The organism is Paraburkholderia pallida, assembly GCF_004524855.1.
In the GTDB taxonomy this organism is placed as follows: domain Bacteria; phylum Pseudomonadota; class Gammaproteobacteria; order Burkholderiales; family Burkholderiaceae; genus Paraburkholderia; species Paraburkholderia oxyphila.
Map to the genome: position 1 here is coordinate 1,722,880 of NZ_CP038149.1, position 14,749 is coordinate 1,737,628.

Consider the following 14,749-nt stretch of genomic DNA (forward strand, 5'->3'; position numbering starts at 1 on the left):
CGCCGGCCCACTACGGACTAACGCGCCCCTGCAGCGCCAGATACTCCACGAACCCCTGCACGCTGGCGTCGGTCTCGCCCGCGCGCAACAGCTTGAGCACCTGCGATTCATAAGGATTGCTTGCCAATGGCCTGAACACCGCACGCTCGCCGCCCATGTTGCCGAGCGCGGCAGGCACGAGCGCGATGCCCATGCCGAACTCCACCATCGTCACCACGGTCTGCCACAGCCTCGCCTCGTGGCGGATCTGCGGACTGAAGCCGGCCTCCACGCAGGTCGCAATGATCTGATCGTGATAATGCGGCGACACCGAGCGCGGAAACAGAATGAACGGCTCGCGCGCGAGCGTGGCGAGCTCGATGCGCCGGCGCCGCGCGAAGCGGTGTCCCGCCGGCAGGCAGCAGAGAAACGGCTCGGAAAACAGCGGCTCGGAGTGTACCTCGGCCGGAAACCGCCCCCAGTGCGCGAAGCCCAGATCGATCTGCAAACGCTGCAGCGCGTGCACCTGCTCGATGGTGTTCATCTCGCGCAGCACGACCTCCACGGCGGGGTGATCGGCCTCGAAACGCCGGACCGCCTCGGGCAGCCCGCGATAGAGCATCGAGTTCACGAAGCCGATGCGCAGCCGCCCCGCAAGCCCATCTGCCGAGCGCGCCGCGATGCGCCGCACCTCCTCGGCCTGCTCCAGTAGCCGCCGCGCCTCTTCGAGCAGCACGAAGCCCGCGTTCGTGAGCGCGACGGCCTTGTTGGTGCGCTCGAGCAGCTGCACGCCCAGTTGCTCTTCGAACTTGCGGATGTCGAAGCTCAGCGCAGGCTGCGAAATGAAGAGCCGCCGCGCCGCGCGCCCGAAGTGCAGTTCCTCGGCCACGGCCACGAAATAGCGCAATTGCTTGAGTTCCATCGCGGTGTCTCCGTCCGGTTTTGTCGTCTGCTTGATGTCGTTATCGATAGATACTGCTTATCGTACAGGACATCGTTTGTATTGGACCGTTATCGTCGCCGTGCCTAAGCTTGGCCTCTGTGCTGGGACCCATTGTCGCGCCTGAGCGCGCCGATCCAAACAAACCCTAGGGCTGGAGACACCCTCATGAGCGAACTTTCCACCGTCGCCGCGCAAGCCGACGGCTCGGCCAACATTCCCGACAGCCGCGGCATCAACTTCTTCACGAGCGACCCCGGTCTGGCCCCGCTGCTGCGCAGCTATCTCGGCGATGCGGCCTACGCCGCCATCGCGCCCCAACTCGTCACCCTGGGCCAGCGCGCCTCGGACGAGCTCGATGCGCTGGCGCTCGTCGCCGACCACAATCCGCCCACGCTGAAGCAGCGCACGCGCCGCGGCGAGCCGCTCCAGAGCCTCGAAAAGCATCCCGACTACGTCGCGCTCGAGCGCGTCGCCTACGCCGAGCTCGGCCTCGCCGCGATGAGCCATCGCGAGAACGCGCCCGCGCCGCTCGTGAAGTACGCGCTCACCTATCTGTTCGTGCAGGCGGAATTCGGGCTGTGCTGCCCCGTGAGCATGACCGACTCGCTCACGCGCACGCTGCGCCGCTTCGGCTCGCCCGAGCTCGTCGCGCGCTATCTGCCGATGCTCGCGTCGCAAGACTTCGACACGCTCTATCAGGGTGCGATGTTCATGACCGAGCAGGCCGCGGGCTCGGACGTCGCACGCATCGCCACGCGCGCAGTCCGCGAACGCGGCGCGAACGGCGAAGACACCTGGCGCCTCTACGGCGACAAATGGTTCTGCTCGAACGCCGACGCCGATCTCGCGATGGTCCTCGCGCGCGCCGACGACGCGCCCCCGGGCATCAAAGGGCTCGCGCTCTTCCTGCTGCCGAAGACGCGGCCCGACGGCACGCGCAACAGTTATCGCATTGTGCGCCTCAAGGACAAGCTCGGCAGCCGCTCGATGGCGAGTGGCGAGATCGTGCTCGAAGGCGCGCAGGCGTTTTTGATCGGCGAAGTGGGCCGCGGCTTCCATCAGATGGCGGACATGATCAACATGTCGCGTCTGTCGAACGGCGTGCGCGCGGCGGGCCTCATGCGCCGCGCGCTCACGGAAGCGCTGCATGTGGCGCGCCATCGCGAAGCGTTCGGCCGCAAGCTGATCGAGATGCCGCTGATGCAGCGCCAACTGCTCAAGATGATGCTGCCCGCCGAGCAGGCGCGCACGATGTTCATGCAGATCGCCACGCTGCTCGCGCGCGCCGACCGCGGCGATGAGCTTGCGGCGAAGTGCGTGCGCATCCTCACGCCACTCATCAAGTTCCGCGCGTGCCGCGACGCGCGCCGCGTGACCGGCGACGCCATGGAAGTGCGAGGCGGCGTGGGCTATATCGAGGAATGGAGCGACCCGCGCCTCGTGCGCGACGCGCATCTGGGCTCGATCTGGGAAGGCACGAGCAACATCGTCGCGCTCGACGTCGCGCGCGCGGCCAAACGCGAAGGCGCGCTCGATGCGCTCGCGCGCTACGTGCGCGCGCAGCTCGCCGAAGCGGGCCTGCCCGAAGCGAGCGCGGCGCTTCTGCGCGCCGCCTTCGAACGCGCGGGCGCGGCGCTCGAAAGCGTGGCCGAATGCGGCCGCGACGAGTCGGTGCGCCAGGCCGCGAGCGCGCTCTATCACGCCACCACGGCCGCCTTCATGGCCTGCGAGGCCGCGCAAGTCTCGCGCGGCGCGCAGGATTACCGTCGCCTCGCACTCGCGCACCTGATCGTGCGCCACAAGCTGCTGCCGCGCGATCCGCTCGCGCTCGACGAACGCGACGCCGACGCCGCGCAACTGCGCGCGCTGGTCGACGAACTGCCGCTGCCGCTCGCGGACGCGATGCAACTGCTGCCCGCACAGTGAGGTCCGAGCGATGAGCGTTCATCAGATATCCGAAGCATCCGCATCGTCCACGGTCAACGGCGCGCTGCACGGCCTGCGCGTGATCGACCTGAGCCGCGTGCTGGGCGGTCCGTACTGCACGCAGGCACTCGCCGACCACGGCGCCGAGGTCATCAAGCTCGAACCGCCCGTTGGCGACGAAACGCGCGGCTGGGGCCCGCCCTTTCTCGACGAAACGGCGTGGTACTACGTGGGCGTGAACCGCAACAAGCAGGGCATTGCCGTCGACCTGTCGCGCGACGAAGGCCGCGCGATTCTCTGGCAGCTGCTCGAAGGCGCCGACGTCCTCGTCGAGAATTTCAAGCCCGGCACGCTCGCGCGCTGGGGCATGGACTACGAACGCGATCTCAAGCCGCGCTTCCCGCGCCTGATTCATTGCGCGATCTCCGGCTTCGGCCCCGACGGCCCGCTCGGCGGCCTGCCCGGCTACGACGCCGTGATCCAGGCGATGGCCGGCCTCATGAGCGTGAACGGCGAAAGCGACGGACCCGCGCTGCGCATCGGCCTGCCCATCGTCGATATGGTCACGGGCCTGAATGCGCTCGCGGGCATCCTGCTCGCGCTCGCGGAGCGCGAAAAGAGCGGCCAGGGCCAGTCGGTCGACATCGCGCTCTACGACTGCGGCGTCTCGCTGCTGCATCCGCATCTGCCGAACTTCTTCGGCAACGGACGCACGCCGCAGCGCAGCGGCAACGCGCATCCGAACATCGCGCCCTACGACAGCTACGCGACCGGCACCGCGCCCATCTTCCTCGCGGTGGGCAACGACCGGCAGTTCGCGAAGCTCTGTGCGCATCTGGGCGTGCCCGAACTCGCCGACGATCCGCGCTTCGCCGACAACCGCAGCCGCTGCGCACACCGGCCCGAGTTGAAGGCGGCGCTCGAAGCCCGGCTCGCGCAACACGAATGCGAGCCGCTCGCGCGCGATCTGATCGCTGCGGGCGTACCGTGCGGTCCCGTGCAGACGGTCGATGACGTTGTGGCCCATCCGCACACGCAGCATCGCCGCATGCTCGTCGAGATGGACGGCTATCGGGGCACGGGCGCGCCCGTCAAGCTCTCGCGCACTCCGGCTACCTATCGCACGCCGCCGCCCGCGCTCGGCGGCGACACGCGCGCGGTGCTCGACGCGCTCGGCATCGACGCCGCCACCCAGCAGAAGCTCTTCGATGCGGGGGTGGTGAAGGGATAACACGCGAAACGCAATCAGGACGCGACATCAACGGATAGAAGACCGGCCCGAGCCGGCTCGACCGCTTAAATGAAGGTTGAAGGAGACAAACATGACGAGCATTTCCGCGCGCCAGCCCGCGCGCGCTTCACTGGCCGCCTTCGTCGGCACGACGATCGAGTGGTACGACTTCTACATCTACGCCACCGCGGCGGCGCTCATCTTCGGCAAATTGTTCTTCCCGTCGAACGAGCCGTTCTACAGCACGCTCGCCTCGTTCGGCACCTTCGCCGTGGGCTTTTTCGCGCGGCCACTCGGCGGCCTCGTGTTCGGACATCTGGGCGACCGCATCGGCCGCAAGAAGGCGCTGGTCGCGACGCTCTCGATCATGGGCGTGGGCACCGTGGGGATCGGCTTTCTGCCCACCTACGCCAGCGCGGGTGCGCTCGCGCCGGCCCTGCTGGTCGCCCTGCGCATCGCGCAGGGCATCGCCATCGGCGGCGAATGGGGCGGCGCGGTGTTGATGGCGGGCGAGCATGCGCCGAAGGAAAAGCGCACGTTCCTCGCCTCGTTCGCGCAACTGGGCAGTCCCGCGGGGCTGATCCTCGCGCTGCTCGCGTTTCGCAGCGTCGCGCATCTGGATCACGCCGCACTCTTTGCCTGGGGCTGGCGTCTGCCGTTCATCGCGAGCGCGGTGCTGCTCGTGGTGGGCCTGCTGATCCGCTCGGGCGTGAGCGAATCGCCCGAGTTCGAGGCGCTGAAGACCCAGCGCCGCACGGCCGCGCTGCCGATCCTCGAAGTGCTGCGCGACAGCTGGCGCGTCGTGCTGCTGTGCCTCGGCGCCAACGTGATCGGCGTGGCCGGAGCGTGGTTCGTCAACACCTTCATGCTCAACTACACGACGCAGACGCTCGGCCTCGACCGCGCGCTGATCCTCGACTGCCTGTTCGTGGTCGCATTCATCCAGCTCTTCACGCAGCTCGCCTCGGGCTGGTTCGCGCAGCGCGTGGGCGCGGGCCGCTTCCTCACACTCGCGGCAGCGCTCGCGATGCTCTCGCCCTGGCCGATGTTCGTGCTGGTTTCGACCGGCAAGCCGGCCGCCATCGTAATCGGCATTGCCATTGCCGTGATGTGCATGTCGAGCTCGTATGCGGTGATGGCGGGCTTCATGACGAACGCCTTCCCGGTGCGCGTGCGCTATTCAGCTATTTCGATCTCCTACCAATGTTGCGCGGCGCTTGCGGGCGGCCTCACGCCACTGATCGGCACGCTGCTCGCACACGACTTCCCCGGGCAATGGTGGCCGCTGGCGCTCTTCTATAGCGCGCTTTCAGCTGTGTCGCTCGTGTGCATCGCGGTGCTGCAACACAGGCAGCCGGCGGCGGCAACGGATGTGGCCATCGCGTTGGCCGAGTAAGGCGCGGGGAACGTGCGAACCGGGCGCGCATCACGGGCGCGCCGCGGCCCGCTCAGTGCGTGTGCGACGGTACGGGCTCGGGGGCGTGAGTCTCGTGCGCCGTCGCCGCGATCGCGCTCATGAGGCGATCGCGCGCGGCGCGCCACGCGTCGCTCTCGCGGCCGCCTTCCAGCAAGGCGCGCAGGAGATCGCGCTGGAGCGCCTCGCGCGCCTCGCCTGCCGGCAGCACGTCGCCGAGTCCCACCAGCGCGTCGGCCAGCGGCGTGTTCGCGACAACCGCGGCGGCTTTGAGAAGATCGCGCGCCGCGCCGGGCGCTGCCGCGATCATGAGCACCCGTTCTTCCCAGACCACGAAGCGTGCGAGCCGCGCAAGCACGCTCTCGCCCGCGCGCGCGCCGGGCGCCTCGCGCGCTTCGTGTACTTCGCGCGCCTCGTCGCGGGCAATCCATGCGGGCAGTTGCGCGGCCGGCATGGGCCGCGCGATCACGTAGCCCTGTGCGCCGTCCACGCCGAGTATCGCGAGCGCAGCCAGCAGATCCGCCGAATCGACACCCTCCGCCAGCACGAGCTTGCCGAGCGAATGGCCGAGACGCGTCACCTGATACACCACGCGCAGCGCGTCGAGCGCCGTGTCGCCGTCGAGATGGGCGATCTCGCGGTCGATCTTGATCCAGTCGAACGGCAATTCGCGCAGCCGCGCGAGCCCGCTATGCCCCGAGCCGAGATCGTCCTGCGCGAGCAGCACGCCCAGCGCACGAAACTTGCCAAGGATCGAGCGCTGCCCCTCGTTCAGCGAGAATGCTTCGGTCTCCAGAACTTCCAGCGTGAGCTGCGCGCTTGGGCACGCGTACGTCTGCAGCGCCTCGCGGGCCGCTTCGAAATAGCGGATGTCGTTGAGCGCGGCCGGCGGCAGGTTGATCGAGATTGCCAGATCGTGTCCCGCCGCGAGCCATTGGCGGCGGTCGGCGAGCGCCTGGTGCAGCCCGCGCGCGAAGAGTTCGAGCAGATCGTCGGAGGCCAGCGCGAAGAGAAATTCGTCGGGCATGAGCAGGCGCTCGCCGTCGCGCAGGCGCGCGAGCGCCTCCACCTTGCCGCAGCGGCCCGTGGCCAGATTCAGCAGCGGCTGATAGTGCATCTGCAGCGCGCCCGTGCGCACGAGCGCGGCCCAATGCTGGCGCACGCTCACCGGCACCGCGGCGCCGTGCAACCCCTCCTGGGTCTGCAGGCGGGTGACGGCACAGCCGAGCAGCGTCTGCAATAGTTCGACGAAAGCCACCTGGTCCGGCCCGACGAAACCGCCCGGCCACGCGCTATAGAGCATCAGGATCGCGATCGGCGGCTGGCCGGTCGCGGCGAGCGGCAGCGCAACGGCGGAGCGCAAGCCCTCGCGCGCGGCGACATCGCGCCAGCGCGCGACGAGCGGATCGGTCTGATAATTGACGACGCGCTCGGCCTTGCCGCTGCGCCAGGCGCGCCCCACGGCGCCCTGCCCGCACGGGTGGTCGGCACGCACGCTGATGACGTGCCCCTCCGCTGTCAACGCGTCGATCAACCCGCCACTGCCGTCCGCGCCACTGCGGCCTGGGTGCCCCCGGCCGCCCGCGCCCGCCTCGAAGTGGAAGATTCCCGCCGCATCGGGACGGCCGATCGCGCATCCCGTCACCTCGTCGTGATCCGAAAGCGCGGCAATGACCTGGTCGATGAAATGGGTATAGCTGCCCGCCTCCCAGACAATGCGCGTGATGCGCTGAAGCACCTCCTGCTGCGAATCCTGCACCGCCTGATACGCCTTCAGTTGCCAGGCGGTGTCCGCAATCAGGCGCCGCGCGTACAGCGAGAGCGCCTGGCGGCTCACATTGCGCCCGATCTGCTTGTCGACGAGTTCCTGCAGGATGCCGCGGCTGCGCACGAGCTCTTCCTTGTCGAGCCCGACGATGGCATGGATGCGCCCGACGCGCATCCCCATTTCAGCACGCTCCTGCGAGGTCAATGACGGCTGCGCGAGCGCGAGCAGGTTCTGCACCTGCCGCGTCTTCAGATGCGCGAGTTCCTCTCCCGACAGCATTTCGAGGATGCGCCGGGACTTGGGCAAGCGCGCCAATTCCTCATAGAAGTCGTTCACCACGAGGTCGGCGGCTCGGTGCAATGCCTCGATCAAAGTTTGCATGCGTAACGTCTCATGGCTCCCGGGACCGGGAAGTCGGCCGCCCGTGCGCGGCGCGCAAGGCAGCGAGCGAGACTTCGTCGCTCAACGGAAGATGATACGGCATGCATAACCGCGCGGATGGCCGCCACTGTGGAGACTTTCTTCGGCACGTGGTCCAGCGTACATAGCCGGAGGGCGAAGAAAGGGCGTCCGGGGCGAATCGGAGCAGTGAACGCTACCTTGGCGCACCTTAAGGCGGCCTTAAGTCGGCATCGGGTTAGCCTTGATTTCGTCTTTAGACGCCCCCCCGAGGCGCGCCGCCGCCAACAACCGGCAACGCCCGGGAGGGCCAGGATGGGTCAGGCGCGGCGCAGCTCCGCATGGCCGTAGGTCTGGAACACCGAAAGATCGGGGTACGCTTGCCGGATCTTCTGCCATTCGGCCGCGTTGTAGAACTCGCACGGGTTGTCCGGCGACGCCACCGTGAAGCGCTTGGCCACCTCCACGCAAAAGCGCACCGCTTCGGCAATGTCGATTTCGTGATTGGCGCTCGAATCGCTGCCACCCACCACGGACTGCGCCGTGAGCGCCACGCCGACCACCGGCGCTGGCGTCGCGGCGTGCGGCTGCATGATGCTGTTGAAGTGGTACAGGCCGTTGTCGTACGGCGTGATGTCCTGCTGGCTGATCGGCAGCGTGAACGCGGGGCGGCCCGTGGTCGATTCCATGATGTTCACGAGATCGGGCGACATGCGCAGGATGTAGCCCTGCATCGCGGTCGGCGAGATCGCGAAGCCCCGCTGCTTGACGATGCGGTTGCCCTTGGACGCATCGATCGAGAGGATCGCGTCCATCTCGGGCGACACCTGGTACCGGTTCATGGTCGCCGACGACACCGGCATGCCGGCAAACGGCACGCCGTCGTTATAGGTGATCGAGACGTCTTTCGCGATGTGCGTGGTGACGATCACGTCGCCCGGCAGGTCGTCGCCGGCCGCCTTCATCTTCGCCAGCTTGAGCGCGGTGGCGATGGAGCCGATCGGCCCATCCGCGTCCGAAATCATGCCGATGCGCACGGGCCGCCCGCCAATCGCGCCGTTGCGGCCAATCACACCGAGCGTGCGCGCGTTGCCGCCCGCCGTCTTGCCGGTCGTGCCCGGAATCAGGATCGAAATGAAGTCGGTCGTTTTGGCTGGATCCGCGGGCGCCTCGCCTGCGACGGTCGTCACGGTCACCTTCACGCCCATCTCCACATACGGAGCGAACATGGCGACGATGGATTGCCCGTTGACCTTCGCACTGTCGAGCGCTTCGTGGACCGTCAGCGTACATTGCAAAGACATACTTTCCTACCTCCTTTGTACAACTAAATTAGTACCTGCCGTGTTTTCGGCAGGCAACACATGTTTCAGAAGCGGTGCCTCAATCCCGCAAACGTGGACACCTGTTCGTTGCGGCCATTGAGTCCGGCGCCCCCCGCTGCTGCGGCGTTGGTGGTCGTATTGCCGAACAGGCCGGCCCAGCCGCCCGTGACGCGTTCGTAGGCGGCAGCGAAATAGACATCGGTGCGCTTGCTCAGCGAGTAGTCGAGCACGCCGTACGCCGTCGTGCGCGTGCCGCTGAACGACTGGGCGAGCGTACGGTCGTACATGCCTGCGCCAATCAACTGCCACTGCGGCGCAATGTGCCAGCCGGCGCCCACCGTGAAGAAGTCGTCGCGCCGATGGCTCGCGAACACCCGGTTGATCGCCACGGCCGCCGTGGGCGAGCCGGACGCCATGCTCGTGATCGACGCGGTGTCCTCACCGCCATTGGACGAATCGAAGCCGGCCTCCCGATCGCTATGCAAGTAGTTCGCATAGAGGTCCACCGGTCCCGCCGGCACCTTGACGCCCGCCAGATAGATGCGCGCGTAACGATCCTGCGTATCGTTGGTCTGCTGGACATCCACGATCGCCGTCACACTGGGCTGCGCGTACTTGAGCCCCGCGGAGATCGACGAGCGCGCACGCGTGTCACCGGCGATGCCGCCCATCGCATACTCCACGATCGCCTGCAAGGGGCCATAGTTGCCGGTGTAGCTCACCGCATTGTCATAACGCTGGCCGGTCATGAACACCTGCCAGGAGTTGGTCGGCGCGGCCCCCACGCCGAGCGGATCGACGTAATAGAGCATGGTGTTGGCCGTGGTGTACTGGCGGCCCAGCGCGAGCTCGCCGTAGCGCTGCTGGCCGAGCTTCACGAACGCCTGGCGCCCGAACAGTTGCCCCTGCTGGTCGAGCTTGCCGTTGTTGGCGAGAAAGCCGTTCTCGAGCGTGAACCCGGCGTACCAGCCACCGCCGATGTCTTCCTTGCCGGTCAGGCCGAAGCGGCTACCGGAGAGAAAGCCCTCGTTGCCCTGCTGCATCGCCCAAGTGGACGAGCCCGCCGGATTCGTATGGGTCTGGTAACTGATCCCGACGTCGACGATGCCGTAAAGCGTCACCGTGGATTGCGCATGCGCGTGCATCGCCGCGCCCGCGCTGAGCGCGAGCGCTACGTAGTGCTTCTTCATTGTTTTGATCTCCCTGATTTGCCTGCGTCTTGCGCGCAGCTGGCTTGTGTGCCGGCCTATACGCTGAATCGTGCCCAGTTCTGCAGTCCCGCGGGGCCGGTAATCCGGCTCAGCGCGAATGACTCGTTTTCGGCGAGCTTCGTCACCGTGTCCTTGCTCTCGAAGTGGAGCGCGCCGCGCTCGCCGAGCACCGTGCCGGTCGTGCCGTCGCTCAGCAGCGCCGAGCCCTCTGGCAGCGCGAAGACCTGCTCGGGTGCGTTGATCTCGAGGAATTCGGCGAGGCGCTCTTCGCGGCTCTCGCCGTTGTGCCCGGCCGGCTTGCCGCTGATGAAGTGCGGATTGATCTGAAACGGCACGAGCGCCAGCGCCTTGAGCGTCGGTGGCTGCACGATCGGCATGTCATTAGTCGTACGAATTGTCGGGCACGCGACATTGCTGCCGGCGCTCCAGCCGATATAGGGCGTGCCGGCGTGCACCTTCGCCCGGATCGCTTCGACGATGTCGGCTTCGTACATGCGCTTGAGCAGCGCGAACGTGTTGCCGCCGCCGACCGCAATGGCGTCCGCCTGCTCGATCGCCGCACGCGGGTTGGCGCTGCGGTGGATCGCTTCGAGCTCGTAGCCGAGCTGTTCGAAGACGGGCTTGACCATGCCTTCGTAGGTATCGAAGCTGAACGTCACGCCCGCGTACGGGACGAATACGACGCGCCGTTTTTCCCGGCGCAACACAGCGTGGATCTGGTCGCCCGCGTGTTCGAGGTAGCCGAGGCTGTCCTTGCGGGAGCTGCTCATGAGCAGAATGCGTTGGTTCATGGTCTGTCTTCCGGTTCAGTGGTCGGGATCAACGGGAAATTGCCGCGCGAACGAGCGCCGTCACGCGGTCGATCTCTTCGTGCGTGTTGAAGTAATGCAGCGAGACGCGCGCCATCGAGGACACCCCGTAGCGCGCGAGAATGGCATCGGCCATGAAATTGCCGGCCTCGATGATGCAGCTTTGCTGCTCCAGCTCGGCGACGATCGCAGCCGGATCGACGCCCCGCACGTTGAACGGCACGATGCCGATGCGCCGCGAAGCGTCGCGCGGGCCATACAGCTCGAAGCCGGGCAGGCCGGCCAGGCGCTCGACCGCATAGGCCGTGAGCTCGCGCACGCGCGCCTCGATGGCGTCGATGCCGATGGTTTGCGCATAGGTCAGCGCCGCGCCAAGGCCAAGAATGGCGGGCACGATGGGGCAGCCCGCCTCGAAGCGGCGCGCGCCCGAAACGAACGACAACGCGCCCGTGCTCCTGTCGTAAGTGCCGTTCCACCATCCCGCCAGTGCGGGCTCCATGCCGTCGGCCAGCGCGCGACGCACGTAAAGAAAGCCCGTGCCTTCGGTGGCGCGCAGCGCCTTGCGTCCGCACCCGGCCAGGAAATCGCAGCCGAGCGCGGCCACGTCGGTGCGCACCATGCCCGCGCTCTGCGAAGCGTTGACGAGCGACAGCGCGCCATGCTCGCGCGCCACGGCGCAGATCGCCGCGGCATCCTGCAGCGCGCCCGTGGAATTGGGCAAATGCGAGAACGTGAGCAGCCGCGTGCGGGGCGTCATCGCCTGCGCGAACGCTTGCGGGTCCAGCACGCCCTCGCTGTTGGCGGCCACCATCCGGACGGTCACGCCGCGCGTGTGCTCGAGGCGCTTCCACGGCAGCAGGTTGCTCAGCATCTCCGTATCGGCCACGAGAATCTCGTCGCCGACTTTCCAGTCGATGCCCTGCGCGACCAGCGAAATGGCCTCGCTCGCGTTCTTCATGAACGCAATCTCGTCCGGCTGGGCGTTCAGGAACGCGGCGAGTTGCGCACGCACCGCATCGACACGTGCATAGGTTTCCTTACGAAACGCGGGCAGATAGATGCCGATATGGCCGGTGTCGTGCAGGTAGCCGCGCACCTCGTCGAGCACCGCGTCCGGCGGCAGCGATGCGGCGGCGGTGTCCAGATAAATCGTGCTCTGCGTGAGCGGCGTATCGCGGCGAATCTGTTCTATATCCAGTGGCATGACGTTGTCTTCGAAAGCGGAATTACTTGATCTTGATGAGCGAGCGGCCGAACGTGAACAACGCATCGCCGGCGATGACGCCGCCTGCGAACGCGCTCAGCTCGGGCGGTTCCTTGCCGCGCATGCGGCGCAGCACGAGGCGCAGCAGCAGGCCCGCCAGCACCGCGAAGCCCGCGAGCGGCGAAGTGAGCAAGAGGCCCGTGGCCAGCAGCACGCCGAGCTGCCGCTTCGCGCCGCCCAGCCATTGCAGAAGCGCGCCCGGAATCGCCCACAGCGCGAGGCTGCGGGTGATCTCCCACGACGAGCCGGCCTTGATCGACGCGGCGTAGACGCGATCGACGGGCGGCAGCATGTCGCGCGCGAAGAAGCCCTTGCTGAAGAGCAGGACGACTACGCCGGCCACGACGAAACCCGCCATGGCGGCGATGAACTGCTGGCGCCGCCCCGCGAGCTCGAGCTCGGGGTCGCGCCCTTCGCCGCGCAGCAGGAAGCCAGTCTTGAGGTCGTAGCCCATATCGGCGAAAGCCGGGCCAGTGGCCGCAGAGAAGCCCGCGAGCACGGCCAGCGCCGTGGGCGGAAAGCCGATCAGGATGCCGATCGTCAACGTGATGAGCGCAACGGCGAACGCGGGGAACCAGCCCGAATGCATCGCGGCGATCCCCACGATGAGCTCGTGCACATAGGCGGCAAAGGCGGCGTACAGCACGAACGCGATGGCCATGCCGAGCGACATGTGCGTGAAGCCGCCGGCGAGTCCCGTGATGAGCAAGGCGATGAGCGCGTAGATCACGTAGCCGCCCGCGAGGATGCGCCCCGCGCGTCCCGCCGAAGACGCCTGCGCGGCCATTTGCACTTGCGCGCCCGAAGCCTGGCGCGCGCGATAGATCTCGCTGCCCACCTGGATCATGGCGACCGTGCCCGCGCCGATCATGATGCCGTGCGGGATGTAGGCCTTGGCGATGTCGATGCCGGTCACGGCAACGGAGTAGCCACGCACCAGCAAGCCAATGCCGAACATCGTGAGCGCGGCGATGTTGCCGAGGAACGCCGCGCCGAACGCGGACATCGGCACGCCGAGCCACGAGCCCGCCACGCCCACCAGCACGCCGAGCCCCAGAAAGGCCGCCTTGCGGCCGCCCTGGTCGCCGGCCCAGATCGCTTCCGCGGTCGCGACGCCGGACGGCCAGCTACCGGTTGCCGGGAAGGTGCGCGTGCCGAACAGAAAATAGAGCATCGCGCCGTCAACCAGCATGGCCGCAAGGGCGCCGATCATCATCGGCAGCGAGAGCTCCGGCATGCCCACGGCATACGGCACGCCGAGCGGGATCATGAGCGAGTTGCCGGCGCCGAAAGTGGCCGACGAGATCGCCGTTTGCACGAGATTCTGCCGCTCCAGCACGCGAAAGCGCCGCGCCACTTCGATCGGAATGCGCGAAAACACAATGGCGATCAGCGCCCCGATCACCGAGGTATTGGCCGAAATGCCGAGCGTGACGATCAACTGCATACCAATGATCGCGCCCAGCACCGAGAGCGCGAGCGAAACCAGCAACAGCAGCGGCTCCCCAAAGCGGACGCGCAGCGACGCTGGCGCCCGCGCGGCAGGGCCGTCCTGCGTGCCCTGTTCGTGCATCGTGTTCATCAATTTTTGTCTCCCTGATTGGTATGGGCAGGCGGCCGGGCCGGTTGAGGCCTCGCGCCTGATTCGTAGTACTTAGCGCAGCAGGCCCACGACGCCCTCGATCTTGCGCTGCGCCTCGCGCAGCACGTCGAGCAGGCGCGGCACGGACGCCTCGTCGAGCCGCTGCATGGGTCCGGAGATGGCGAGCGATCCGGCCACCCGCTGCCGGTCGCGCGTCCACACCGGCACTGCAATGCCAGCCACGCCCGGGGCCGACTCCTCGCACGTATAGGCCCAGCCCTCCGTGCGGATCTGTTCGAGATGCGCGTCGAGCGCCGCACGCTCCACAGGCTCGCCGTGGGGCTGAGCCTGAGCGCACAGCCCGGCCCGCACCGCATCGGGCAGGAACGCCAGGATGGCTTTGCCGTGCGACCCCTCGTGCAGCGGGAAGCGCTGCCCTTCTTCGATGGAGAAGCGCAACTGCTGCTCGCTGTGCGCGATGTTCAGGCACAGGCCCTCGTCGCCGTCGAGCACCGAGAGGAACACCGTCTCGCCGCTTTCCTCCACGAGGCGGTGCAGGACGGGACCGACGACCTCCGTGGGGGACACCGTATGGCGCACGATCTCGCCCATTTCGAACCAGCGCAGGCCGAGCGCATAGCGGCCCAGTTCGTCCTGCACCAGATAGCCCTCGGCGGCAAAGGTGGCGAGCACGCGGTGCACGACCGCGTGATGCACGCCACTCGCCTTGGCGAGTTCGCGCACGCCCCATGCGGGTTGCTGGGCCGTGAAGTAACGCATCAGTTGAAGGGCGCTTCCTAAACTTTTGAGCATTGTCGTCTGTCTCTCTATAAGAGACACTGTCTCTGTATTAGAACGTAGTTTGCCGATCCCATATTCTCGAGACCATACGGGTAAA

The 14,749-nt window shown here is 67.3% G+C and carries 11 protein-coding genes; 3 read left to right on the forward strand and 8 right to left on the reverse strand.

Annotation, left to right across the window (positions count from 1 at the left end; genetic code table 11):
- Positions 1 to 10: 10 nt before the first annotated feature.
- On the reverse strand, positions 11 to 901 hold the full coding sequence (locus tag E1956_RS22835) for a LysR family transcriptional regulator (protein WP_134753171.1): 891 nt from the start codon (positions 899 to 901) through the stop codon (positions 11 to 13).
- A 186-nt stretch (positions 902 to 1,087) separates the two neighbouring features.
- Here E1956_RS22835 and E1956_RS22840 point away from each other — a divergent pair, with 186 nt between their 5' ends.
- From E1956_RS22840 to E1956_RS22850, 3 genes are all read left to right on the forward strand, one after another.
- On the forward strand, positions 1,088 to 2,848 hold the full coding sequence (locus E1956_RS22840; protein ID WP_134753174.1) for an acyl-CoA dehydrogenase family protein: 1,761 nt from the start codon (positions 1,088 to 1,090) through the stop codon (positions 2,846 to 2,848).
- A 10-nt stretch (positions 2,849 to 2,858) separates the two neighbouring features.
- Complete coding sequence (locus tag E1956_RS22845) at positions 2,859 to 4,079, forward strand: CaiB/BaiF CoA transferase family protein (protein ID WP_134753176.1); 1,221 nt, start codon at positions 2,859 to 2,861, stop codon at positions 4,077 to 4,079.
- Between the two features lie 91 nt (positions 4,080 to 4,170).
- On the forward strand, positions 4,171 to 5,475 hold the full coding sequence (locus tag E1956_RS22850; RefSeq protein WP_134753178.1) for an MFS transporter: 1,305 nt from the start codon (positions 4,171 to 4,173) through the stop codon (positions 5,473 to 5,475).
- A 52-nt stretch (positions 5,476 to 5,527) separates the two neighbouring features.
- Here the strand turns inward: E1956_RS22850 and E1956_RS46950 are convergent, their stop codons facing one another.
- From E1956_RS46950 to E1956_RS22885, 7 genes are all read right to left on the reverse strand, one after another.
- Complete coding sequence (locus tag E1956_RS46950; protein WP_232071553.1) at positions 5,528 to 7,642, reverse strand: EAL domain-containing protein; 2,115 nt, start codon at positions 7,640 to 7,642, stop codon at positions 5,528 to 5,530.
- A gap of 338 nt (positions 7,643 to 7,980) precedes the next feature.
- Positions 7,981 to 8,964 (reverse strand): DUF1177 domain-containing protein, encoded by a 984-nt coding sequence (locus E1956_RS22860; RefSeq protein WP_134753180.1) that lies wholly within the window; start codon positions 8,962 to 8,964, stop codon positions 7,981 to 7,983.
- A gap of 65 nt (positions 8,965 to 9,029) precedes the next feature.
- Positions 9,030 to 10,175, reverse strand: coding sequence for a porin (locus tag E1956_RS22865; protein WP_134753181.1), 1,146 nt, complete (start codon positions 10,173 to 10,175; stop codon positions 9,030 to 9,032).
- A 56-nt stretch (positions 10,176 to 10,231) separates the two neighbouring features.
- Positions 10,232 to 10,987 (reverse strand): dipeptidase PepE, encoded by a 756-nt coding sequence (gene pepE, locus E1956_RS22870; RefSeq protein WP_134753183.1) that lies wholly within the window; start codon positions 10,985 to 10,987, stop codon positions 10,232 to 10,234.
- A 28-nt stretch (positions 10,988 to 11,015) separates the two neighbouring features.
- The gene (locus E1956_RS22875; protein WP_134754767.1) at positions 11,016 to 12,203 is read right to left on the reverse strand and encodes an aminotransferase class V-fold PLP-dependent enzyme; all 1,188 of its coding nucleotides are present in this window, start codon (positions 12,201 to 12,203) and stop codon (positions 11,016 to 11,018) included.
- Positions 12,204 to 12,231: 28 nt separating this feature from the next.
- Positions 12,232 to 13,851, reverse strand: a complete 1,620-nt coding sequence (locus E1956_RS22880; RefSeq protein ID WP_418789268.1) for an OPT/YSL family transporter — start codon at positions 13,849 to 13,851, stop codon at positions 12,232 to 12,234.
- 72 nt (positions 13,852 to 13,923) lie between these two features.
- Complete coding sequence (locus E1956_RS22885) at positions 13,924 to 14,664, reverse strand: IclR family transcriptional regulator (RefSeq protein ID WP_134753185.1); 741 nt, start codon at positions 14,662 to 14,664, stop codon at positions 13,924 to 13,926.
- Between the last annotated feature and the right edge of the window lie 85 nt (positions 14,665 to 14,749).

Excerpts from the sequence above, each read along its gene's own strand:
- E1956_RS22835 (WP_134753171.1), bottom strand. The coding sequence starts at position 901 with ATGGAACTCAAGCAATTGCGCTATTTCGTGGCCGTGGCCGAGGAACTG.
- E1956_RS22840 (WP_134753174.1), top strand. The coding sequence starts at position 1,088 with ATGAGCGAACTTTCCACCGTCGCCGCGCAAGCCGACGGCTCGGCCAAC.
- E1956_RS22845 (WP_134753176.1), top strand. The coding sequence starts at position 2,859 with ATGAGCGTTCATCAGATATCCGAAGCATCCGCATCGTCCACGGTCAAC.
- E1956_RS22850 (WP_134753178.1), top strand. The coding sequence starts at position 4,171 with ATGACGAGCATTTCCGCGCGCCAGCCCGCGCGCGCTTCACTGGCCGCC.
- E1956_RS46950 (WP_232071553.1), bottom strand. The coding sequence starts at position 7,642 with ATGCAAACTTTGATCGAGGCATTGCACCGAGCCGCCGACCTCGTGGTG.
- E1956_RS22860 (WP_134753180.1), bottom strand. The coding sequence starts at position 8,964 with ATGTCTTTGCAATGTACGCTGACGGTCCACGAAGCGCTCGACAGTGCG.
- E1956_RS22865 (WP_134753181.1), bottom strand. The coding sequence starts at position 10,175 with ATGAAGAAGCACTACGTAGCGCTCGCGCTCAGCGCGGGCGCGGCGATG.
- pepE (WP_134753183.1), bottom strand. The coding sequence starts at position 10,987 with ATGAACCAACGCATTCTGCTCATGAGCAGCTCCCGCAAGGACAGCCTC.
- E1956_RS22880 (WP_418789268.1), bottom strand. The coding sequence starts at position 13,851 with ATGAACACGATGCACGAACAGGGCACGCAGGACGGCCCTGCCGCGCGG.
- E1956_RS22885 (WP_134753185.1), bottom strand. The coding sequence starts at position 14,664 with ATGCTCAAAAGTTTAGGAAGCGCCCTTCAACTGATGCGTTACTTCACG.